This window comes from Rhodococcoides navarretei (genome assembly GCF_038069675.1).
GTDB lineage: Bacteria > Actinomycetota > Actinomycetes > Mycobacteriales > Mycobacteriaceae > Rhodococcoides > Rhodococcoides navarretei.
Genome location: NZ_JBBPCN010000001.1, coordinates 2,644,020 through 2,665,474, shown reverse-complemented (window position 1 = coordinate 2,665,474; position 21,455 = coordinate 2,644,020). Strand labels below are relative to the sequence as shown.

18 protein-coding genes are annotated in these 21,455 nt (G+C 65.1%); 10 read left to right on the top strand and 8 right to left on the bottom strand.

The genetic code is table 11. From position 1 onward, the window contains the following. Window positions 1-42: 42 nt before the first annotated feature. From AABD04_RS12495 to mptB, 3 genes are read right to left on the bottom strand one after another with little or no spacing between them, the layout of a single operon-like run. Entirely contained in the window at window positions 43-843 is an 801-nt protein-coding gene (locus tag AABD04_RS12495) for an ABC transporter permease (protein ID WP_341441370.1), read from the bottom strand. Further along, on the bottom strand, window positions 840-1,784 hold the full coding sequence (locus AABD04_RS12490) for an ABC transporter ATP-binding protein (RefSeq protein WP_243609584.1): 945 nt from the start codon (window positions 1,782-1,784) through the stop codon (window positions 840-842). The genes AABD04_RS12495 and AABD04_RS12490 overlap by 4 nt, the downstream gene beginning before the upstream one ends. Beyond that, window positions 1,781-3,433: a polyprenol phosphomannose-dependent alpha 1,6 mannosyltransferase MptB gene (gene mptB / locus AABD04_RS12485; protein WP_341443029.1), complete on the bottom strand. Its 1,653-nt coding sequence runs from the start codon at window positions 3,431-3,433 to the stop codon at window positions 1,781-1,783. Before mptB ends, AABD04_RS12490 begins: the two co-directional genes overlap by 4 nt. A 236-nt stretch (window positions 3,434-3,669) precedes the next feature. Here mptB and AABD04_RS12480 point away from each other — a divergent pair, with 236 nt between their 5' ends. The 7 genes from AABD04_RS12480 to AABD04_RS12450 are packed head-to-tail and all read left to right on the top strand — an operon-like array spanning window position 3,670 to window position 10,158. Further along, window positions 3,670-4,515 carry a helix-turn-helix transcriptional regulator gene (locus AABD04_RS12480; RefSeq protein ID WP_243609585.1) on the top strand — a complete coding sequence of 282 codons (846 nt, stop codon included), beginning with the start codon at window positions 3,670-3,672 and terminating at the stop codon, window positions 4,513-4,515. After that, on the top strand, window positions 4,512-5,957 hold the full coding sequence (gene sufB, locus AABD04_RS12475) for a Fe-S cluster assembly protein SufB (RefSeq protein WP_243593097.1): 1,446 nt from the start codon (window positions 4,512-4,514) through the stop codon (window positions 5,955-5,957). Before AABD04_RS12480 ends, sufB begins: the two co-directional genes overlap by 4 nt. 24 nt (window positions 5,958-5,981) lie before the next feature. Then, window positions 5,982-7,172, top strand: a complete 1,191-nt coding sequence (gene sufD, locus AABD04_RS12470) for a Fe-S cluster assembly protein SufD (RefSeq protein WP_341443028.1) — start codon at window positions 5,982-5,984, stop codon at window positions 7,170-7,172. 39 nt (window positions 7,173-7,211) lie between these two features. Then, a complete protein-coding gene (gene sufC, locus AABD04_RS12465; RefSeq protein ID WP_341441369.1) occupies window positions 7,212-7,988 on the top strand; it encodes a Fe-S cluster assembly ATPase SufC in 777 nt (258 codons plus the stop codon). 2 nt (window positions 7,989-7,990) lie between these two features. After that, complete coding sequence (locus AABD04_RS12460; RefSeq protein WP_341441368.1) at window positions 7,991-9,283, top strand: cysteine desulfurase; 1,293 nt, start codon at window positions 7,991-7,993, stop codon at window positions 9,281-9,283. Beyond that, on the top strand, window positions 9,284-9,781 hold the full coding sequence (sufU, locus tag AABD04_RS12455) for a Fe-S cluster assembly sulfur transfer protein SufU (RefSeq protein WP_243593094.1): 498 nt from the start codon (window positions 9,284-9,286) through the stop codon (window positions 9,779-9,781). Then, entirely contained in the window at window positions 9,778-10,158 is a 381-nt protein-coding gene (locus AABD04_RS12450) for a metal-sulfur cluster assembly factor (protein WP_243609587.1), read from the top strand. Before sufU ends, AABD04_RS12450 begins: the two co-directional genes overlap by 4 nt. Before the next feature lie 20 nt (window positions 10,159-10,178). Here AABD04_RS12450 and ku read toward each other — a convergent pair whose 3' ends face one another. From ku to AABD04_RS12435, 3 genes are read right to left on the bottom strand one after another with little or no spacing between them, the layout of a single operon-like run. Continuing rightward, window positions 10,179-11,120: a non-homologous end joining protein Ku gene (ku, locus tag AABD04_RS12445; RefSeq protein ID WP_243609588.1), complete on the bottom strand. Its 942-nt coding sequence runs from the start codon at window positions 11,118-11,120 to the stop codon at window positions 10,179-10,181. A 51-nt stretch (window positions 11,121-11,171) separates the two neighbouring features. After that, on the bottom strand, window positions 11,172-12,317 hold the full coding sequence (locus AABD04_RS12440; RefSeq protein WP_341441367.1) for a lycopene cyclase family protein: 1,146 nt from the start codon (window positions 12,315-12,317) through the stop codon (window positions 11,172-11,174). Next, entirely contained in the window at window positions 12,314-13,102 is a 789-nt protein-coding gene (locus AABD04_RS12435) for an SDR family oxidoreductase (protein WP_243609590.1), read from the bottom strand. Before AABD04_RS12435 ends, AABD04_RS12440 begins: the two co-directional genes overlap by 4 nt. 156 nt (window positions 13,103-13,258) lie before the next feature. Here AABD04_RS12435 and AABD04_RS12430 point away from each other — a divergent pair, with 156 nt between their 5' ends. Beyond that, the gene (locus AABD04_RS12430; protein ID WP_243593089.1) at window positions 13,259-14,890 is read left to right on the top strand and encodes an ABC-F family ATP-binding cassette domain-containing protein; all 1,632 of its coding nucleotides are present in this window, start codon (window positions 13,259-13,261) and stop codon (window positions 14,888-14,890) included. 10 nt (window positions 14,891-14,900) lie between these two features. On the opposite strand, the gene AABD04_RS12425 is transcribed toward AABD04_RS12430, so the two are convergent. Both AABD04_RS12425 and AABD04_RS12420 read right to left on the bottom strand, forming a co-directional pair. Beyond that, a complete protein-coding gene (locus tag AABD04_RS12425; protein ID WP_243593088.1) occupies window positions 14,901-15,467 on the bottom strand; it encodes a TetR/AcrR family transcriptional regulator in 567 nt (188 codons plus the stop codon). 113 nt (window positions 15,468-15,580) lie between these two features. After that, window positions 15,581-18,391, bottom strand: a complete 2,811-nt coding sequence (locus tag AABD04_RS12420; RefSeq protein ID WP_243609591.1) for an aconitate hydratase — start codon at window positions 18,389-18,391, stop codon at window positions 15,581-15,583. 347 nt (window positions 18,392-18,738) lie between these two features. On the opposite strand from AABD04_RS12420, the gene AABD04_RS12415 reads away from it, so the two are divergent. Together AABD04_RS12415 and AABD04_RS12410 are read left to right on the top strand one after the other, a co-directional pair. Continuing rightward, a complete protein-coding gene (locus tag AABD04_RS12415; RefSeq protein ID WP_341441366.1) occupies window positions 18,739-19,281 on the top strand; it encodes an Rv1476 family membrane protein in 543 nt (180 codons plus the stop codon). 404 nt (window positions 19,282-19,685) lie between these two features. After that, complete coding sequence (locus AABD04_RS12410) at window positions 19,686-21,239, top strand: NlpC/P60 family protein (protein WP_423228141.1); 1,554 nt, start codon at window positions 19,686-19,688, stop codon at window positions 21,237-21,239. Window positions 21,240-21,455: the final 216 nt, after the last annotated feature.

Here is a 21,455-nt window from a genome sequence, read left to right as displayed (position 1 = left end):
ACGCCGATCAACTACACAGCGTCGTTGGGTAGCGAGCGTGGCTCAGGTGAACTTGAACGTGCGCACGGCGAGCGTGCTGCACACCGCAGCCCAGACCAGCAGTACGACGACGCCGAACACGTCGAACGACGACGAGACACCTCGGCTCAACGCCTCGCCCAGCGCGCCGGACGGAACGATGCGCGCCACGTTCTGCAGGCCCTGCGGAATCTGGTCGTCCACGAACACCACGCTGCCGATGCCCAGCATCACGAACCAGGCGATGTTCGCCAGCGCCAACACGATCTCCGCCCGCAGGGTGCCGCCGAGCAGCAGACCCATCGACGCGAAAGTCACGGTTCCGAGCGCGATGACTACGGCCCCGAGCACCAGGCCCGTCGCGCTCGGACGCCAGCCCAGTGCGGCACCGATCGAGCCGAGCAGAACCGACTGCAGAATCACCACGATCACCACTGCAGCGGATTTGCCGCCGATGATGCCCCACCGAGGGAGCGGTGTTGCCCCGAGCCTCTTGAGGGCACCGTAGCGACGATCGAACCCGACGGCGATCGCCTGCCCCGTGAACGCCGTCGACATGATGGCCACCATCATCACAGCCGGAACCACTCGGCCTACTCGGTCGTCCCCGAGCTCGCCGAAGGGCAGCAGGGTCAAGCCGATCAACAGTGTGATCGGGATGAACATCGTCAGCAGCAACTGTTCGCCGTTGCGCAGCAGCAACTTCAGTTCGAGTCGGGTCTGCGCGAGCAGCATGCGCGCAGCCGACGCGGCCTGCGGGCGCGGCGCGAACAGGCCTGTCTCGAATCGGTTGTCGGCGAGCCGGGCTTCTCTGCGCACGGTCACTTCCTCAATTCTCTGCCGGTCAGCTCGAGGAAGACGTCCTCGAGGCGGCGCTGGTCGACCTGCAATTCGGTGGCCAACACGTCCTGCTGCGCACACCAGGACGTCACGATCACCAGAATCTGCGGCTCGATCACGCCGGAGACCACATAGGAACCCGGCGTCGGTTCCGACGGTACGTAACCCGGGGGGAGTGCCGCGTCGAGCAGAGACAGCTCGAGGCCCGGGGGAGCGGCGAACCGCAGTTGGCCCTCTGCGCCCTGCTTGGTCAATTCCGACGGGGTACCCGAGGCGACGACACGGCCGTTGTCGATGATCGTCAACCGGTCGGCCAGCTGCTCCGCCTCGTCCATCAGATGTGTGGTGAGCAGTACCCCGACACCGTCGCGGCGCAAGGCGTCGATCAGTTCCCACACCAGAAGTCGGGCCTGCGCGTCGAGCCCTGCAGTCGGTTCGTCGAGAAACACCAGCTCGGGTCTCCCGACTATGGCGCAGGCCAGAGCCAGCCGCTGCTGTTGCCCGCCGGAGAGCCGTCGGTACGGCGTGCGGACGGCCGACGTGAGACCGAGGCAGTCGAGCAGCCATGCCGGATCGAGTGGGTCGGCCGAGTACGAGGCGACGAGTTGGAGCATCTCGCCTGCCTTGGATCCTGGATACGCGCCGCCGCCCTGGAGCATGACGCCGATTCGTGGCCTCAGCTGCGCCGACTGCGCAATGGGGTCCAGCCCGAGTACCCGAACGGAGCCGCTGTCGGGTACCACGAATCCCTCGCACATCTCGACGGTGGTGGTCTTCCCGGCACCGTTGGGGCCCAGCAGTGCGAGAACCTCGCCGGGACCGATGTCGAGGCTGAGACCGTCGACGGCAGTGACGCCGTCGTACGACTTGCGTACGTCGGTCAACTGCACGACAGGTTGCGTCGTATTCGACGTCCCGGAGGTCACGAGGACCCAGCGTATTCGTCGGCGCTGCGGTCGCGTGCCGGTGGTCCGGTGCGGGTGGGCCACGGCATCCGGTTTCGCGTGAACAGGTACAGCACCGCGACCGTCAGGATTGTCATCACTGCGGCCTGCACTATCTGGAACGGCTGATACTCACTACCGTTCGGCATGAGAATCACGCTCACCAACGACGAGAAGGCGATGGCAGGACGCCGGAACGAGGGAGTCGTGGCCCACGCGGCCAGCGGAATCACCGCCCACAGCAGGTACCAGGGTTGCACCACCGGGAACAACAGAACGACGGCCCCGAGCGCAACTCCGAGTGCGCCGACCGGATGCAGGCGGCCGCGCAGAACTGCGATCAGCATGCGTACGACGATGATTCCTGCGACCACGGCAGCGATCGGTCGAGTGAGACTCAACACAGCCGTGGTGTGATCACCGAGGCCGAGCAGCACGCCGACGAATCCGGTGCCGAGTCCGAGAATCGTCGGAATGGACATCCAGCTGCGCACCACCCCCGCGGTACCCAGAGTGTTGATCCAGCCGAAGCCGAGCCCGCTGCTCAGACTGACGGCAACCTGTACGGCGACGACGACCGTGCCGAGCAGTACCGCCACGTACACCACGGACCGGAGAGTGCCACCCCATCGCTTGGACAGCGCCATTCCCACGAAGCCCAGTGCGATGAGAGACGGAATCTTCACGGTCGAAGACAGGGCGATCAGGGCGGCGCCGCCGATGAGGAATGCGATGTCGGTCTTTCGCAGCGCTCCCGCGCGTTCCACGGCACGCAGTGCGAACTCGGTGCCTGCGAGCATCAGCCCGATCATCAGAGCCTCGTTGTGGATGCCGGCAACCAGGTGGAACAGCAGCAACGGGTTCGCGGCGCCGAGCCAGAGTGCAGTCACGGACGCGACCCCGCATCGGCGTGCGAGACGTGGCAGTGCCCAGACGATCAGTGCCACGCCCACCAGCGCGAGCAGCCGATGGAGGAATATGCCGGCGACGATGTTCTCGCCGGTCAAGTACGTGATGCCACGGCCCATCCACAAGAACAGCGGACCGTACGGCGCAGGCGTATCGCGCCAGATAGTGGGAACGGTTCGGGTCAGCACATTGTCGACGCCGAGTGCTGTCGCAGGGCCGACCTCGTAGGGGTCGAGTCCGCGCGCCGTGATCTCGCTCTGCGCCAGGTAGGAGTAGACGTCGCGCGAGAACATCGGCGGTGCGACACACAAGGGCAGGATCCACAGCAGCAATGTGCGGTCCATCTGGGAACGGGTGAGCCGACGCGGAGTGGCCCCGGACCGCGTCTGTCCGAGAGCGAATCGGCCCAGGAGCAACCAGGCGATGACCACGATGACGGTGCCGGTCATCGTGACGGTCAGCGCGGAGGTGGCCATTCGGGACGGCAGACTCAGTAGTCGAACGCCGAAGACGGGATTCTGCAGCACCGGCTGCGCGCCCGCGCCGAGGGCACCGATCGCCATCAGCAAGGCACCCGCGGCCCCGAAACGGCGAATGTTCCGAAGCTGGTTCGTCTCCGACGGATTCAGCCCCGGTGCCTCCTGCTCGTCTCCGTGCAGGGTCGCGACGCCACCGCCGGGAGGCGTGGGTTCGAGGCCGATGAGGCGACGTGCGGGGGCCAGGACGAATCGGCGGACGAACGCAGCGGAGGCGGCTTTCGAGGTGCCGGACCCCGAGGATGAACCCGGACCGCTCGCGAGAGGTGAGCTCTGGGAACTGGGCTCACTGTCTGTCGATGGCACAGTGGGAGCGTAGCGGTGCACTCGCGCACGACCCGCACCGTGCTCGACTCCGCTTCACGGCTCGGCACCGGTACCGGCCGCATGGTCGGCAAAGGGCACCCTTGCTGGACCGGGTCATGCAATTCCGTCACACTGGTGTTGTGAAAACAACCGAAAGCTCGCTCGTGCGTCCGGGAAGTGTCGTGTCCTCGGCCGCCGGCGCAGGCGTTCCGTCGGTGCGACCTGCCTCGGCCCCCGAGGGGCAGACGCGGAGCGCAGTGGTCACTCTGTTGCTCGAAGAGGGCCCCATCACCGCCTCCGATATCGGTACACGGCTGGGATTGAGCGCAGCGGGTGTCCGACGTCACCTCGACGCACTCATCGACGCGGGCGAGGCCCGCATCACCACCCCAGCAGGTGCGCAGCAACGGGGTAGGGGTCGGCCGGCCAAGTATTTCCAGCTGACCGCAGCCGGACGCAACCGTCTCGGCCACACCTACGACGATCTCGCCGGTGCTGCCATGCGGCAGCTACGCAAGATCGGTGGAGATGCGGCCATAGAGGCGTTCGCCCGACAGCGCGTCAACACCATCGTGGCCGACGTCGAGCCGGCGACGGGATCCGATGCGCACGACGTGGAGGATGCCGCGGACCGAATCGCCGACGCGTTCAGCGCGGCGGGATTCTCTGCCACCACCCGTCAGGTGGGCAACGGTGTGCAGATCTGCCAGCACCACTGCCCGGTGTCGCACGTCGCCTCCGAGTTTCCGGAGCTGTGCGAGGCCGAGCAGACCGCGTTCGCCGAGATCCTCGGCACGCACGTACAGCGTTTGGCCACCATCGCCAACGGTAATTGCGCTTGTACGACACACGTACCGCTGTCACCGACGCGGTACTCGAACACCGATAGTTCCGACAAGAAGACTCCCGACGCGCAGCCCCGCGTCGGAGAACGCCCACGCCTCCGGAAGGAGCCCGCATGACCGTCACACCAGACCAGGTGACACCCACCGCGCCGCTGACCCAGGACGAGACCATCGCCTCGCTCGGCACCTACGGATACGGCTGGGCCGACTCGGACGTAGCCGGTGAAAGTGCCAAGCGCGGCCTTTCCGAGGCTGTCGTCCGGGACATCTCGCAGAAGAAAAGCGAGCCCGAGTGGATGCTCGAGGCGCGCCTCAAGGCGCTCAAGACGTTCGAGCGCAAGCCGATGCCGAACTGGGGTTCCAACCTCGACGGCATCGATTTCGACAACATCAAGTACTTCGTGCGGTCCAGTGAGAAGCAGGCTGCAACGTGGGAAGACCTGCCGGAGGACATCAAGAACACGTACGACAAGCTCGGCATCCCCGAGGCGGAGAAGCAGCGCCTCGTCTCCGGTGTCGCCGCTCAGTACGAGTCCGAGGTGGTCTACCACTCGATCCGTGAGGATCTGGAGGCTCAGGGAGTGTTGTTCCTCGACACCGACACCGCCCTCAAGGAGCAGCCGGAGCTGTTCCGCGAGTACTTCGGCACCGTCATCCCCGCAGGCGACAACAAGTTCTCCGCACTGAACACCGCGGTGTGGTCCGGTGGATCCTTCATCTACATCCCGCCGGGCGTCCACGTCGACATCCCGCTGCAGGCCTACTTCCGAATCAACACCGAGAACATGGGTCAGTTCGAGCGGACGCTGATCATCGTCGACGAGGGTGCCTACGTGCACTACGTCGAGGGTTGCACGGCACCGATCTACAAGTCGGATTCGCTGCACTCCGCCGTGGTCGAGATCATCGTCAAGAAGGGTGGTCGTTGCCGCTACACGACCATCCAGAACTGGTCCAACAACGTCTACAACCTCGTCACCAAGCGCGCCAAGGCAGAGGCAGGCGCAACGATGGAGTGGGTCGACGGCAACATCGGCTCCAAGGTCACCATGAAGTACCCGGCCGTCTGGATGACCGGTGAGTACGCCAAGGGTGAGGTTCTCTCGGTCGCCTTCGCAGGCCCGGACCAGCACCAGGACACCGGCTCGAAGATGTTGCACCTCGCGCCGCACACGTCCTCGAACATCGTCAGCAAGTCGGTCGCCCGCGGCGGTGGGCGCACGTCCTACCGCGGTCTGATCCAGATCAACAAGGGTGCGCACGGCTCGCGTTCGACGGTCAAGTGCGACGCGTTGCTCGTCGACACGATCAGTCGTTCCGACACGTACCCGTACGTCGACATCCGCGAGGACGACGTATCGATGGGCCATGAGGCCACCGTCTCGAAGGTCAGCGACGATCAGTTGTTCTACCTGATGAGCCGCGGCTTGACCGAGGACGAGGCCATGGCAATGGTCGTGCGTGGCTTCGTCGAGCCGATCGCTCGCGAACTGCCGATGGAATACGCGCTCGAGCTCAACCGGCTCATCGAGCTGCAGATGGAAGGGTCGGTCGGATAAGTGAACAACCCTCTCACCGGAGTGATGGGTGCCGTGGCATCCGAAAACCCCGAAGCGGCCAAAGAAGACAAGTCGAAGCTGGTCGAGAACAAGGGCACTCAGTTCACGTCCTACGACGTGAATGCGTTCGAGGTCCCGTCCGGTCGTGACGAGCTGTGGCGTTTCACGCCGCTGCGTCGGCTGCGCGGCTTGCACGACGGTTCCGCCGTCGCCGACGGGGCCGCTCAGGTCACCGTCGGGGCCCCGGAATCCGTGGTCGTGGAGACCGTAGGCCGTGACGACGAGCGACTGGGCAAGGCCGGCGTTCCGGCCGATCGTATTGCCGCTCAGGCATTCTCGGCGTTCACCGAGGCCACGATCGTCTCCGTGCCGAACGAGGTCGAGGTGGCCGATCCGATCGAGATCACCGTCGACGGCCCCGGTGTCGACCACGTCGCCTACGGGCACGTGCAGATCAGGCTCGGCACGTTCGCTCGCGCCACCGTCGTGATCGACCAGCGGGGCAGCGGCACGTACGCCGAGAACGTCGAGTTCGTTCTCGGTGACAGCTCGCAGCTGCACGTCGTGCTGATCCAGGACTGGCAGTCCGACGCCGTGCACGTCGCGGCGCATCATGCGCTGCTCGGACGCGACGCCGTGTTGCGGCACTACAACATCAGTCTCGGTGGAGATCTGGTGCGCATCAGCCCGACCGTGCGCTACAGCGCCCCCGGCGGCGATGCGAACATGCTCGGTGTGTACTTCGCCGACGCCGGTCAGCACCTCGAGCAGCGTCTGCTCGTCGACCATTCGGCACCGCACTGCAAGTCCAATGTGATGTACAAGGGCGCACTGCAGGGCGAAACCGGACCCGGCACCGTCGACGCGCACACCGTGTGGATCGGAGATGTGCTGATTCGAGCCGAGGCCGAGGGAACCGAGACCTACGAGCTCAATCGCAACCTGGTGCTCACCGACGGCGCTCGCGCCGACTCGGTACCCAACCTCGAGATCGAGACCGGCGAGATCGTCGGAGCAGGCCACGCCAGCGCCACCGGCCGTTTCGACGACGAGCAGCTGTTCTACCTCCGCGCTCGTGGCATCTCGGAGGAAGTCGCTCGTCGACTCGTCGTGCGCGGGTTCTTCCACGAGATCATCGACAAGATTCCGGTCCCCGCCGTACGCGAGCGTCTCGACGCCGCCATCGAGACCGAACTCGCCGTCGTCGGCGCGTAGGTCCACCCGAACTTTTCTCGACTGCACAAAGGAACTGTGATGTCCACACTCGAAATCCGCGATCTGCACGTCAGCGTCGCCAACACCGATTCGTCCGCCGAGCCGATCAACATCCTCAAGGGTGTCGATCTGACCGTGAAGTCCGGCGAGACGCACGCGATCATGGGACCCAACGGTTCCGGCAAGTCCACCTTGTCGTATGCCATCGCAGGCCACCCGAAGTACACGGTGACCTCCGGCACCATCACCCTCGGCGGTGAAGACGTGCTCGAGATGAGCGTCGACGAGCGCGCCCGCGCCGGCCTCTTCCTGGCGATGCAGTACCCGGTTGAGGTGCCCGGCGTCTCGATGTCGAACTTCCTGCGTACCGCCGCAACCGCTGTGCGCGGTGAGGCCCCCAAGCTGCGGCACTGGGTCAAGGAAGCCAAGACCGCCATGAGCGAGCTCGAAATCGAGGCCAACTTCCTCGAGCGCAACGTCAACGAAGGCTTCTCCGGAGGCGAGAAGAAGCGTCACGAGATTCTTCAGCTGGGACTGCTCAAGCCGAAGATCGCCATCCTCGACGAGACCGACTCCGGCCTCGACGTCGACGCTCTGCGAGTGGTGTCCGAGGGCGTCAACAAGTACAAGGAGCGCGAAGAGGGCGGAGTGCTGCTGATCACGCACTACACCCGCATCCTGCGGTACATCAAGCCAGATTTCGTCCACGTCTTCGTCAACGGTGAAATCGTCAAGTCCGGCGGTGCCGAGCTGGCCGACGAGCTGGAAGCCAACGGATACGTCGGCTACACGCAGGCCGCGACCACCGGAGCATGAGCATGGCTGCACCGGCAGCTGTGGCGGTGGCGGCATCGCTCGATGTCGCCACGGTTCGCCGCGATTTCCCCATTCTCTCGCGCACCGTTCGCGACGGAAAGCCGTTGGTGTACCTCGATTCCGGTGCGACTTCGCAGCGGCCGGTTCAGGTACTCGACGCCGAGCGCGAATTTCTGACCACATGCAACGCTGCGGTGCACCGTGGGGCGCATCAGCTGGCCGAGGAGGCCACCGACGCGTACGAGGGTGCCAGGGCGGCCATCGCGTCGTTCGTCGGGGCCGACGTCGACGAGATCGTGTTCACCAAGAACGCGACCGAGTCGCTGAACCTCGTGACCTACGTTCTTGCGGATCAGCGATTCGATCGCCATCTCGGTCCCGGCGACGAGATCGTCGTCACCGAGCTCGAGCATCACGCCAATCTGGTGCCGTGGCAGGAGCTTGCAGCTCGGACCGGTGCCACCCTGCGTTGGTACGGCGTGACCGACGACGGACGGATCGATCTCGACTCGCTCGAACTGTCGTCCGCCGTCAAGGTTCTCGCGTTCACGCATCAGTCCAACGTGACCGGTGCGGTGGCTCCGGTCGAGGAGTTGGTTCGTCGAGCCAGGTCGGTTGGTGCATTGGTCGTCCTCGACGCGTGCCAGTCGGTGCCGCACATGAAGGTCGACTTCCATGGCCTCGACGTCGACTACGCCGCATTCTCCGGGCACAAGATGCTCGGCCCCTCGGGTGTGGGCGTGCTCTACGCCAAGTCCGCACTCCTCGAATCGATGCCGCCGTTCATCACCGGTGGTTCGATGATCGAGACCGTCACCATGGAGAAGACGACGTTCGCCGCGCCGCCACAGCGGTTCGAGGCCGGCGTGCCCATGACCTCGCAGGTCGTAGGACTCGGTGCCGCTGTGCGATACCTGGAGAACATCGGCATCGACGTTATCGCCGCGCACGAAAAGGCCTTGGTCGCAGCAACTCTCGCCGAGTTCGCGAAGATCGACGGGGTCCGGGTGATCGGCCCGACCGAGAATGTCGACCGCGGATCGGCTGTGTCGTTCGTCGTCGACGGTATCCACGCCCACGACCTCGGACAGATTCTGGACGACGAGGGCGTCGCCATTCGCGTCGGGCATCACTGCGCGTGGCCCCTGCATCGTCGGTTCGGCGTCGCCGCGACCGCGCGCGCCTCGTTCGCGCTGTACAACACGGTCGAGGAAGTGCAGGTCCTCGCGCGAGCAATTCGCCGCGCACAGTCGTTCTTCGGCACCACCGACGTCGGCGGGGGAGGTCAGCAGTAGATGCGCATGGAACAGATGTATCAGGAAGTGATTCTCGATCACTACAAGCACCCGCACGGCCGCGGACTGCGCGAGCCGTTCGGCGCGGAGGTACACCACGTCAACCCCACCTGCGGCGACGAGGTCACCCTGCGCGTGCACATCGAGAACGGCACCGTCGCGGACGTCTCGTACGACGGCCAGGGCTGCTCGATCAGTCAGGCAGCGACATCGGTGCTCACCGACCAGGTCGTCGGACTGAGCGTCGACGATGCGCTGAAGACGGTGGACGCGTTCAGCGACATGGTCGGCAGCAGAGGTACCGTCGAGGGTGACGAGGACGTCATCGGTGACGGAATCGCGTTCGTCGGAGTCGCCAAGTACCCGGCTCGCGTGAAGTGCGCATTGCTGGGCTGGATGGCTTTCAAGGATGCGGTTGTTCAAGTAGTGGACGCAGATACGACAGCTACGACGGGCGGGACCGCCCAGACGGCACTTTCCGGAGGACAGCAATCATGACCGAAGCAACAGAGACCACACCGGCTGTGACCGCGACGCCGGTGGAACTCACCGCAGACGAGATCAAGGTGCTCGAGGACCTCGAAGAGGCGATGCGCGACGTCGTCGACCCCGAGCTGGGCATCAACGTCGTCGATCTCGGTCTGGTCTACGACATCAAGATCGATGCCGAAGACATCGTCACGGTCGACATGACGCTCACCTCTGCGGCATGTCCGCTGACCGACGTCATCGAGGACCAGGCCAGGGGCGCACTCGTACGCAGCGGACTGGCTGCCGACCTGAAGATCAACTGGGTCTGGATGCCGCCGTGGGGCCCGGACAAGATCACCGACGACGGTCGCGAGCAGCTCAGGGCCCTCGGCTTCACTGTCTGACCTGCGGCCGAGTCGGCCTCCTACGCACCTTTTGCTTCGTCGGCCTTGGTGTCGGCGGACTTCGTGGAGGTCGACTTCTTGGCCGCTGTCTTCTTGGCCGGGGCCTTTTTGGCAGCGGTCTTCTTCGCCGGCGCTTTCTTGGCAGGCGTGGACGCGGTGGATCCTGCTTTCGCGTTCTTACCGGCAGCCTCGACGCTGCGCTGCAGCGCGGCCACCAGATCGACGACCTCGGCGTCCTCGCCGTCGTCGTCCTTCTTCGACTCGGTGTGGACGACCTTCTCGCCCCCGTTGGCCAGCGTCTCGTCGATCAGCTTCCGTAGCTCGGTCTGGTAGTCGTCCGTGTACTCGGTGGGATCGAATTCCGAGGACATGCTCTCGACCAGGGACGTCGCCATTTTCACTTCCTGGGGACGCGCGGAGGGCGCATCGTCGAGCGACGGGAATTCTGCGGCCCTGACCTCGTCCGGCCACAGCAATGTCTGGATCACCAGGATGTCGTCGCGCACGCGCAGCGCAGCCAGCCGGGTTTTCTGCCGCAGAGTGAAGTGAACCAGCGCAGTGCGCTCGGTTTCTTCCAAGGTCTCGCGCAGCAGCACATAGGCCTTCGGTGACGCTGAATCCGGCTCGAGGAAGTAGCTCTTGTCGTAGAGGATCGGATCGATCTGCTCGGTCGGCACGAATTCGAGTACCGGGATCTCGTGCTTCTCCGCCGCCGGCAGCTTGTCGAAGTCCTCGTCGGTGAGAATCACGCGTTCGCCGTCGGGGGAATCGTAGGCCTTGTCGATGTCGGCGAACTGCACCGACTTGCCGCATTCTTGGCAGATCCGGTCGTACTTGATGCGACCGCCGTCCTTCGCGTGCACCTGATGGAATCGGATGTCGTGCTGCTCGGTGGCCGAGTAGACCTTCACCGGAACATTGACCAGTCCGAAGGCGATCGAGCCCTTCCAAATGCTGCGCATCTGTCCATGATCGCCGACCGGGCGCCCGCGTGTCGACCGATGGGAAGAAACTCAGCCGCGGCCCGGAGTCCGCATCATCGTGCGCGCGATCGCGAGCCTGGCCGAGGACGGGAGTGTCGGGAACATCTTGAGCATCGCCGTCATCGTCCCGGCGGCGTCGTCGTGGCCGGACAGGTACGAGCGCTGCAGTTCGACCGGGAGCGAGAAGAAGCTGGAGAAGAACTGAGGAACCATCTCCGGGTCGAGACTCAGCGCTGTCCGAAGGCCGAGATTGCGAAGCTTCTGGACCGTCCAGACATGTATCGGGCGGGCGAGGCGTGACCGACCGCCGCCACTGAACCTCTCGACGAGGTGATCTGCCGATGCGAGCGACGCCGCGACGCTGTACCCCGTGGCGGGATGCATCAGATTCGAGCGAGAGCCGAACAACACCGGACCGCTTCGCCCGGTGTGCAGTCGTGACCGAGGCGGCGGTTCGACCGAGAAGCGCACTCGCTCGATGTCCTCGTGGCCGGTCGGTTCCAGATCCCGGTGGGCCAGACGGTGGTGCAGCCGTGATCGAAGCACTGCGAGTTCCAGCGGGGGTCGGCCGACCAGACAGGTCTCTTCGAGCAGAATCCGATCTTCGTCGAGCGCCACGGCGTACAAAAAACTCGGTGCTTCGCCGGGCCGAGCGCCGTTGTCGGTGCGCCAGTCCATGAACCAGGCGTCGGATCCTTCGAGGATCGGTTCGGCGCGGTGCCGTTCGACGACGATGCCGTACGCCGTCTGCTGTGCAAGGTCGCGCGAGTCGAGCGTGCCGCGGGCGTCGACGACGTGCCGAGCATCGACGACGGTGCCGTCGGCCGTGGTAACGCGAGATCCGGTGACGTCGACGGCCGTCCCCGCCAGCACTCGCACGCGGTCCAGAGACAGGGTCGCCTGCAGGGCAGGTGTGTCCAGCACGCAGTACGTCCGGTCGATGATCCGATGACGATCGGTCCATACCGCAGGCTTCTGCGCAACCGAGGCGACGGCGGTCTCGGGCAACCACGACGGCAACTCGTCGGCCCAGGCGGAATACGTCGGTGTCCAGGTACGCGACGGATGCGGATCGACGACGACCACGTCCAGGCCGGCCTCGGCGCATCGGTGGGCCACCGACCGTCCCGCGGGACCGAGTCCGACCACCGTGACGTCGGCCGAGAAATCGTTCACATTCCGCCGGTGGCGAGCAAACCACCGTCCACGCGCACGGTCTCGCCGGTGATCCAGGAGGACGCGTCCGACACCAGGAACGCCACCAGAGCCGCTACGTCCTCCGGGTTTCCGAGGCGCTTCATCGGGTAGCCGGCCGCTGCCGCGTCCTCGCCGTTCGCGACGAGCGCTTCCGCGAACTTCGTCTTCACCACGCCCGGTGCCACGGCATTGACACGAATCCGCGGACCGAGCTGCCAGGCGAGCTCCTCGGTGAGGCGGATCAGAGCGGCTTTGGATGCGCCGTACGCGGCGATCACGCCGGTGGAGCGGATGCCTGCCACGCTCGCGACGTTGACGATCGCTCCGCCGTGCTCGCCCATCCAGGCATGAAACGCCTGCTGGACGAAGCCGAGAGTACCCACGACGTTGGTCTCGAAGATCTTGCTCACGCCCGCCAGGTCGGCATCCATCAGCGAGCCGTAGACGGGATTGATGCCGGTGTTGTTCACCAGAATGTCCAGTGATCCGAATGTCTCGACGGTGCTCGCCACTGCGTTGCGTCGGTGCTCGGGGTCGCCTGCATTGCCGTCGATCGCGAGCACGGAATCGCCGAGCTCTGCGGCTGCGGCAACGAGAGGTTCGCGCTTGCGTGCGGTGATGGCGACATTTGCGCCGCGAGCGAGCAGTTCGGCGGCGATGGCCTTGCCGATGCCCCGGCTGGCGCCGGTGACGAGAGCGGTGCGCCCGGTGAGATCGGGGATCGGCGCGCTGGGAGGGCTGACTGTTTCGGAGGCGTCGGTCATCGGTCAGACGTTACCGGTGTCACCGTCGTTCCTGGGTGGGGCCACGTGAATGCTGAGCTAAAATGGGGGTTTACTGTGCCGTACTTCGGCGCACCTGAGGTTTGCTCGTCGGTCGACGGGCAACGATGTTGTTCTGCAATCGCTAGGAGCTCACGCGTGATCACCGCCACCGACCTGGAAGTTCGTGCCGGTGTGCGGACCCTTCTGTCCACCGAGGGGCCTGCGCTCCGCGTACAGGCAGGCGACCGCATCGGATTGGTCGGTCGTAACGGTGCCGGCAAGACCACCACTCTGCGCATCCTGGCAGGAGAAGGCGAGCCGTACGCGGGCGAGGTCGTGCGTACCGGAGAGCTCGGCTACCTACCGCAGGATCCCAAAGAGGGCGATCTCGACGTGCTGGCCAAGGACCGAGTGCTCTCGGCCCGGGGTCTCGACACGCTCCTGCACAAGATGGAGAAGCAGCAGGCCCTGATGGCCGAGGTGGCCGACGAGGCCCTGCTCGACAAGGCCGTCCGCAAGTACGGCGAACTCGAAGAGCGTTTCGCCTCGCTCGGCGGCTACGAAGCAGAGAGCGAGGCTGCGCGTATCTGCAACAGTCTCGGCCTGGCGGACCGCATCCTCGGTCAACCGCTGCGGACTCTCTCCGGTGGCCAGCGCCGGCGCGTCGAACTGGCTCGCATTCTGTTCGCCGCGTCCGACGGCAGTGGTGGACGCTCGAACACCACGTTGCTGCTCGACGAGCCAACCAACCACCTCGACGCCGATTCCATCACCTGGCTGCGGGGTTTTCTGCAGAACCACGAGGGCGGACTCATCGTGATCAGTCACGACGTCGAACTGCTTGGAGACGTGGTGAACAGGGTGTGGTTCCTGGACGCAGTGCGCGGCGAAGCCGACATCTACAACATGAACTGGAAGAAGTACCTCGACGCCCGCGCCACCGACGAGCAACGCCGCCGCCGCGAACGCGCCAACGCGGAGAAGAAGGCGGGGGCGCTGCGCGTGCAGGCTGCCAAGATGGGCGCCAAGGCGACGAAAGCCGTTGCAGCACAGAACATGGCAAAGCGCGCGGACAAGCTGATGGCCAACCTCGACGCGGAACGTGTGTCCGACAAGGTGGCGCACATCCGCTTCCCTGAGCCCGCACCGTGCGGCAAGACGCCGCTGATGGCGAAGAACCTGACCAAGATGTACGGATCGCTGGAGATCTTCGCCGGCGTGGACCTCGCCATCGACCGAGGCAGCCGCGTGGTGGTACTCGGGCTCAACGGTGCCGGCAAGACGACGCTGCTGCGCATTCTGGCCGGCACCGAGAAGGCCGATACCGGAGAGATCGAGCCCGGCCACGGCATGCGCGTCGGGTACTTCGCACAGGAACACGACACCCTCGACGACCTTGCGTCGGTCTGGGAGAACATCCGTCACGCTGCACCCGACACCGGCGAGCAGGAACTACGGTCTCTCCTCGGTGCCTTCATGTTCACCGGCCCCCAGCTCGACCAGCCTGCGGGAACACTGTCCGGCGGTGAGAAGACCCGCCTGGCACTCGCCGGGTTGGTGTCTTCCGCCGCGAACGTTCTTCTGCTCGACGAGCCGACCAACAACCTCGACCCGATTTCACGCGAGCAGGTCCTCGATGCGCTCCGCAGCTACAAGGGAGCCGTCGTACTGGTGACCCACGATCCCGGTGCCGCCGAAGCGCTTTCACCGGAACGGGTCATTCTCCTCCCCGACGGTACCGAGGACCACTGGTCGCAGGAATACCTGGAACTGATTCAGCTGGCGTGAACGGCCGGGGTCAGTCCTGCCGCCGGACGGATTCCTCGACGAGATCGAGGATCGCTGCGAGGTTGGATCTGCCGTGGCCGGACGCGATGCGCGCCACCAGGCCGTCCAGTACCAGATCCAGGTAGTCGGCCAGGACGTCGTTGGGCACATCGTCACGCAGTCTTCCTGCGGTCTTCTGACGCTCGAGTCGCCCGAGTGTCGCGTCGGTCAGCTCTGCCGACCGTTCGGCCCAGCTGCTCCGGAAGTCCGCGTCGGTGCGCAGTCGTCGGGTGATCTCGAGTCGGGTGCCGAGCCATTCGAATTGCTCGGGTTGCGCCAGCATGTCTCGCATCACCTGCACCAGACCCTGAGTGGCCGCAACCTCGGCCATGCGTCGAGCGTCTTCCTGTGCCAGCGCCAGGAAGAGGCCGTCCTTGTCCTTGAAGTGATGGAATATGGCTCCGCGCGACAGGCCGGTGGCCTCTTCGAGACGTCGCACCGTCGCACCTTCGTAGCCGAACTCGCCGAAGCACCTGCGCGCGCCGTCGAGAATCTCGCTACGGCGGGCCGCCAGGTGGTCTTCGCTGACCTTGGGCACGTGTGGGTTTCCTACTTTCGATGAGGGCCTCGACCGATACGGCGATGGGCCCGGAAACACGTTCTCGGTTCCGGGCCCATCGCCGTTCGAGGCGTACGTCAGACGACGCGCACTCAGCCTCTGATCATGTTGCGCAGCACGTACTGCAGGATGCCGCCGTTGCGGTAGTAGTCCGCTTCACCGGGGGTGTCGATGCGAACCACGGCCTCGAATTCGACCTTGGTGCCGTCTTCCTTGGTGGCGATGACGGTCATCGTCTTCGGGGTGGTGCCCTCGTTCAGCTTCGCGACGCCGACGATGTCGAAGGTCTCGGTGCCGTCGAGCTTGAGCGACGACGCGCTCTCACCGGCCGGGAACTGCAGGGGAACGACGCCCATGCCGATGAGGTTGGAGCGGTGGATGCGCTCGAACGACTCGGTGATGACGGCCTTGACGCCCAGGAGCGAGGTGCCCTTGGCCGCCCAGTCGCGCGAGGAGCCACTGCCGTACTCCTTGCCACCCAGCACGACCAGCGGGATGCCGGCCTTCTGGTAGTTCTGCGACGCGTCGTAGATGAAGGACTGCGGTCCGCCGTCCTGCGTGAAGTCGCGGGTGTAGCCGCCCGAGACGTCGTCGAGGAGCTGGTTCTTGAGGCGAATGTTCGCGAACGTTCCGCGGATCATCACCTCGTGGTTACCACGACGCGAACCGAGCGAGTTGTAGTCCTTGCGCTCGACACCGTGCGAATCGAGGTACTGCGCGGCAGGCGTGCCTGCCTTGATCGGACCTGCCGGGCTGATGTGGTCGGTGGTGACCGAATCGCCCAACAGAGCCAACACGCGTGCACCCGTGATGTCCTCGACAGGAGCCGGGTCCATCGTCATGCCGTCGAAGTACGGAGGCTTACGCACGTAGGTCGACTTGGGATCCCACTCGAACGTGTCGCCCTCGGGGGTCGACAGGTTCTGCCAGCGGCTGTCGCCGGCGAAGATGGTCTCGTAGGACTTGCTGAACATGTCCCGGCTGATCGACGACTTGATGGTGTCTTCGATCTCCTGCGAGGACGGCCAGATGTCCTTCAGGAACACGGGGTTGCCCTCGTGATCCTCGCCGAGTGGGTCGGTCTCGAAGTCGAAGTCCATCGTGCCTGCGAGGCCGTATGCGATGACCAGCGGCGGTGAGGCCAGGTAGTTCATCTTGACGTCGGGGGAGATGCGACCCTCGAAGTTGCGGTTGCCCGACAGCACTGCGGTGACCGAGAGGTCGTTGTCGTTGATCGCCTTCGAGATCGGCTCCAGCAACGGGCCGGTGTTACCGATGCACGTGGTGCAGCCGTAACCACCGAGGTAGTAGCCGAGCTTCTCGAGGTACGGCCAGAGGCCGGCCTTCTCGTAGTAGTCGGTGACGACCTGCGAGCCGGGTGCCATGTTGGTCTTGACCCAGGGCTTGGTGGACAGGCCCTTTTCGACGGCGTTGCGGGCGAGCAGTGCTGCGCCGAGCATCACCGACGGGTTCGAGGTGTTGGTGCAGGAGGTGATGCCCGCGACCACGACGGCACCGTGATCGAGGACGAACTCGCCTGCCTCGTCGGTGGTGACCCGGATCGGCTTGCTCGGACGACCCTCGGAACCGTATGCGGCAGAACGAACATCGACGGAATCCTCTTCGGCGAAGCTCAGCGAAGCGGAGTCGCTTGCCGGGAACGATTCGTCGAGGGCCTCGTCGAGCTTGCTGTCACCCTCGTGCTTCGGGTGGTTCTCCTCGACGTAGTTGTGGATGTCCTTGCGGAACGCAACCTTGGAGTCGGACAACAGGATTCGGTCCTGCGGACGCTTCGGTCCTGCGATGGACGGGACGACCGTGTTGAGGTCGAGCTCGATGTACTCCGAGTACACGGCCTCGTTCTTCGGGTCGTGCCACATGCCCTGTTCCTTGGCGTACGCCTCGACGAGCGCGAGCTGCTCGTCGCTGCGGCCGGTGAGGCGCAGGTAGTTGATGGTTTCCTCGTCGATCGGGAAGATCGCTGCGGTGGAACCGAACTCGGGGCTCATGTTGCCCAGGGTGGCGCGGTTCGCGAGGGGAACCTCGGCCACGCCCTCGCCGTAGAACTCGACGAACTTGCCGACGACGCCGTGCTTGCGCAGCATCTCGGTCGCGGTCAGCACCACGTCGGTCGCGGTGACGCCGGGCTGGATCTCACCGGAGAGCTTGAAGCCGACGACGCGGGGAATGAGCATCGAGACGGGCTGGCCGAGCATGGCAGCCTCCGCTTCGATGCCGCCGACGCCCCAGCCCAACACACCGAGGCCGTTGACCATCGTGGTGTGCGAGTCGGTGCCGACGCAGGTGTCGGGGTAGGCCTGGCCCTTGCGGGTCATGATCGTCGGTGCGAGGTACTCGATGTTGACCTGGTGCACGATGCCCATGCCAGGGGGGACGACCTTGAAGTCGTCGAACGCGCCCTGTCCCCAACGCAGGAACTGGTAGCGCTCACCGTTGCGCTCGTACTCGAGATCGACGTTGCGCTCGAGAGCGTCGGCGCGGCCGAAGACGTCGAGAATGACCGAGTGGTCGATGACCATGTCGGCGGGGGAGAGGGGGTTGACCTTGTTGGGGTCGCCGCCCAGGGTGGTGACGGCTTCGCGCATCGTGGCGAGGTCGACGATGCACGGAACGCCGGTGAAGTCCTGCATGATGACGCGTGCAGGGGTGAACTGAATTTCGACACTCGGGTCGGCCGCGGGGTCCCACGACGCGATCGAGCGAATGTGGTCGGCGGTGATGTTGGCACCGTCCTCGGTGCGAAGGAGGTTCTCCGCGAGGACCTTCAGCGCATAGGGCAGTTTCTCGGCACCGGGCAAGGCCGACAACCGGAAGATCTCGTACGAGTTCTCTCCGACTTCGAGGGTGCCCTTTGCACCGAATGAGTTATTACTTGCGGTCACTTCAGCTCCACTCGTCTATGAGGCACACCGCCGACGGGGCTGTGTCGACGGTTGAAGCGAGGCCCTGTCCGTGCGTCTCGGCATGACATCCGGTGTGCAGATTGCCTGCGGACGCTCGGCCAGTGTCTCGATGGAAGTCTAACAGTACGCTTGTCCTGTGAAAACGTGCGGGTCCGTGTCGCCAGGGATACCGAGAGAACGACCCACGTCACAATCCTCACGTAGTGCTTCGTGCGACGCAATGAAGGGCGGCCTCAGTTGCGGCCCCGGGCGTCCGGCCCTCCCCGGAATCGAGAGCGGTGTGACGTAGGGTTCGACGCGACTGGTTCCTACCGACTGGACGAGAGATGCCTGAGCCGATTCACGCCGTATCCCCACTTGCCACCGATATCCCGGCAGGTCTGGACGTCGACAGCATCGTCGCCACGGTCCGCGAGTCCGGCGTCAGCGCCCCCGCCGACGAGGAAGCCGGTTTGTCTGCAGCCGTTGCTCGTGCCGAGGACAACGGTATCGATCTGAGCATCGTGATCGTGCCTACCGAACCTCGCCACGACTCGCAGCTGCGTGATCTCGCGACAGCGGTCGGAGCACGCGAGGGCGGCACTGTTCTCGTACTGAGCCCTGGGCAGGTGGGTACGTTCAGCGACTCGATCAGTCGGGTGACCCTCGAGGCCGGCCAGGACCGGACCTACACCGGCAACCACGTCGTTGCCGCGGACAACTTCGTCGACACCCTCGTCGAGGACCAGACTCCCTGGGGCTTGCTGACGGGCGGACTGGTGGTGATCGTCGCCGCGGTGGCCGCACTGACAGCCGCCGTGAAGGTGCGTCGATATCGTGCGCGGTCGGCCACTGCCGACCCGCACGATGCACAGCCCGTCGAGCGCTGACGCCACGCGCGGATTCGTCATTCGACCGACCGACGTCGACGGGGCACTGCGCCGTCGGATGTCGGTTCGGAAAAAGTCCGAAAAATTGTTTTCGGCAAACCCCGAGTTCACGGCATTGTGCCTGGTGGAATTACAAATGTGTCATTTGTGACTGGAGTTTCTTTAGTGTGCGAAGTGTCGTACGGTGCCATTGGCACTGCTGGGGAAGGAGTGTCGCAGAAGGCAGGTGTCATCCGTGGGGAACTCGGGAGGCCACTGCTTCGGGTGTGACTGACGTGGTTCGCACCTGTCGTGTCGCTGCGCGCCACTTTCCCGCCCGGCGAACATGTTCACCGTCACCTGCGATCGGGGTGGAGGACGGAGAACACCTCGGCGGCACGACGGTCCTCTCGGGACCGGAGTGAATGCCGGACCCGAGGGAGACATTTGTGAGCCGACGTCCAGTTCGCGGCACGCGCCGCAGAGCGCTCGTCCGTACCCGATTCGTGCTGGCAGGTGCCGGTCTCGTTCTCGCGCTGACGGCGACCATGCCCGGGGTCGCCGCCGCGGTACCGCCGCCTCCCCCCAATCCGTCCGACACCGACATTGCCGCTGCCGGAAGCGCGGTCGACTCCCGTCTGGGGCAGGTCGGGCAGCTGATCGACGCGATCGCGTCCGCCAACCAGCAACTCGCACAGCTCGACGACGAGGTCGCCGTGAAGCGAGAAGGCGTCAACAAAGCCCTGGTCGATCTGCAGAACGCACGGGATGCCGCGGACGTTGCCGCAGCCGTCGTGGGAGCAGCCCAGCAGGCGCTGGCCGATGCCGGCACACAGATTGAGGCAGCGCAGCGCAAGTTCGACGAATTCGCCAAATCGAGCTACATCCAGGGCTCGGGCGTCGCCTCGATGGCGTCGTTTCTCGGTTCGAGCGGACCGGACGACGTCCTGGACCGCGCCCAGGTCTTGAAGGTGCTGTCCAACAGTCAGAATGCAGTACTCGACGGCTTGCAGCGAGCCCGTACCGAGCAGGCCAACCGCGACTCGGCGGCGCGTGAGTCCAAGCAGCAGGCCGACGCGGCAGCGTCGGAAGCAGAGGCCAAGAAGGCAGAGGCCGAGCAGGCGATCGCCGAGGCGCAGGCCGCGCTGCAGGCAGAGGCCGACCGCAAGGCCACGATCGAATCCCAGCGTGATTCTGCGCAGACCGAACTCGATGCCGCCCGCAGCAACGTCGCCGGCCTGCAGGACCAGCGTGCGGCGTACGGCGACTGGCAGGCGCAGAAGGCGGCCGAGGATGCCGCTATCGCCGCCGCCACCGCCGCAGCCAAGGAAGCTGCTGTGCAGGCAGCTGCCCGAGTGTCTGCCAACCTTGCGGCGCAGCAACGCGCGGCGGCCATTGCCGAGGGGCAGCGCTCGCACGTCGACGTGGACGACGATTCCAGCACGTCGACCGATTCGGACAGCTCCACCACAACCACACCCACGACACCGAAGACGCCCACCACACCGAAGACGCCCACGAAACCGAAGACGTCCCCGACGCCGTCGGTGACAGGAAGCGCCGCCGTCGAATTGGCGATCGACCGCGGAATGAGCCAACTCGGCGTGCCGTACTCGTGGGGTGGCGGAGACGAGAACGGACCGACGAAGGGCATCAGGGACGGCGGAGTCGCAGACAGCTACGGCGACTACAACAAGGTCGGCTTCGACTGCTCGGGATTGATGATCTACGCGTTCGCAGGCCTGGGAATCTCGCTGCCGCACTACACCGGCTACCAATACACCGCGGGCAAGCAGGTGCCGTCCTCGGAGATGAAGCGTGGCGACATGATCTTCTACGGACCCAATGCCAGCCAACACGTCGCGCTCTACCTCGGCGACGGCAAGATGCTCGAAGCGCCCCAGTCCGGTTCGGTGGTCAAGGTATCCGACGTGCGATACAGCGGTATGACCCCCTACGCCGTACGCATGGTGTCCTGACTCCCGAGCACTCCTGCGGTCCCACCCCGGTACTTCTGCGTCGTTCCGCAGGCTCCACTCCGGTACTTCTGGTCGTTCCGCAGGCTCCACTCCGGAGCCATTGCGTCGTTCCGCAGGCTCCACTCCGGAGCCATTGCGTCGTTCCGCAGGCTCCACTCCGGAGCCATTGCGTCGTTCCGCAGGCTCCACTCCGGAGCCATTGCGTCGTTCCGCAGG

Bases quoted from the DNA above. Each gene is read 5' to 3' on its own strand.
- AABD04_RS12450 (WP_243609587.1), top strand. From the start codon at position 9,778: ATGACCGAAGCAACAGAGACCACACCGGCTGTGACCGCGACGCCGGTG.
- AABD04_RS12410 (WP_423228141.1), top strand. From the start codon at position 19,686: ATGCCGGACCCGAGGGAGACATTTGTGAGCCGACGTCCAGTTCGCGGC.
- sufD (WP_341443028.1), top strand. From the start codon at position 5,982: ATGGGTGCCGTGGCATCCGAAAACCCCGAAGCGGCCAAAGAAGACAAG.
- AABD04_RS12435 (WP_243609590.1), bottom strand. From the start codon at position 13,102: ATGACCGACGCCTCCGAAACAGTCAGCCCTCCCAGCGCGCCGATCCCC.
- AABD04_RS12460 (WP_341441368.1), top strand. From the start codon at position 7,991: ATGGCTGCACCGGCAGCTGTGGCGGTGGCGGCATCGCTCGATGTCGCC.
- sufC (WP_341441369.1), top strand. From the start codon at position 7,212: ATGTCCACACTCGAAATCCGCGATCTGCACGTCAGCGTCGCCAACACC.
- AABD04_RS12480 (WP_243609585.1), top strand. From the start codon at position 3,670: ATGCAATTCCGTCACACTGGTGTTGTGAAAACAACCGAAAGCTCGCTC.
- sufB (WP_243593097.1), top strand. From the start codon at position 4,512: ATGACCGTCACACCAGACCAGGTGACACCCACCGCGCCGCTGACCCAG.
- AABD04_RS12415 (WP_341441366.1), top strand. From the start codon at position 18,739: ATGCCTGAGCCGATTCACGCCGTATCCCCACTTGCCACCGATATCCCG.
- ku (WP_243609588.1), bottom strand. From the start codon at position 11,120: ATGCGCAGCATTTGGAAGGGCTCGATCGCCTTCGGACTGGTCAATGTT.
- sufU (WP_243593094.1), top strand. From the start codon at position 9,284: ATGCGCATGGAACAGATGTATCAGGAAGTGATTCTCGATCACTACAAG.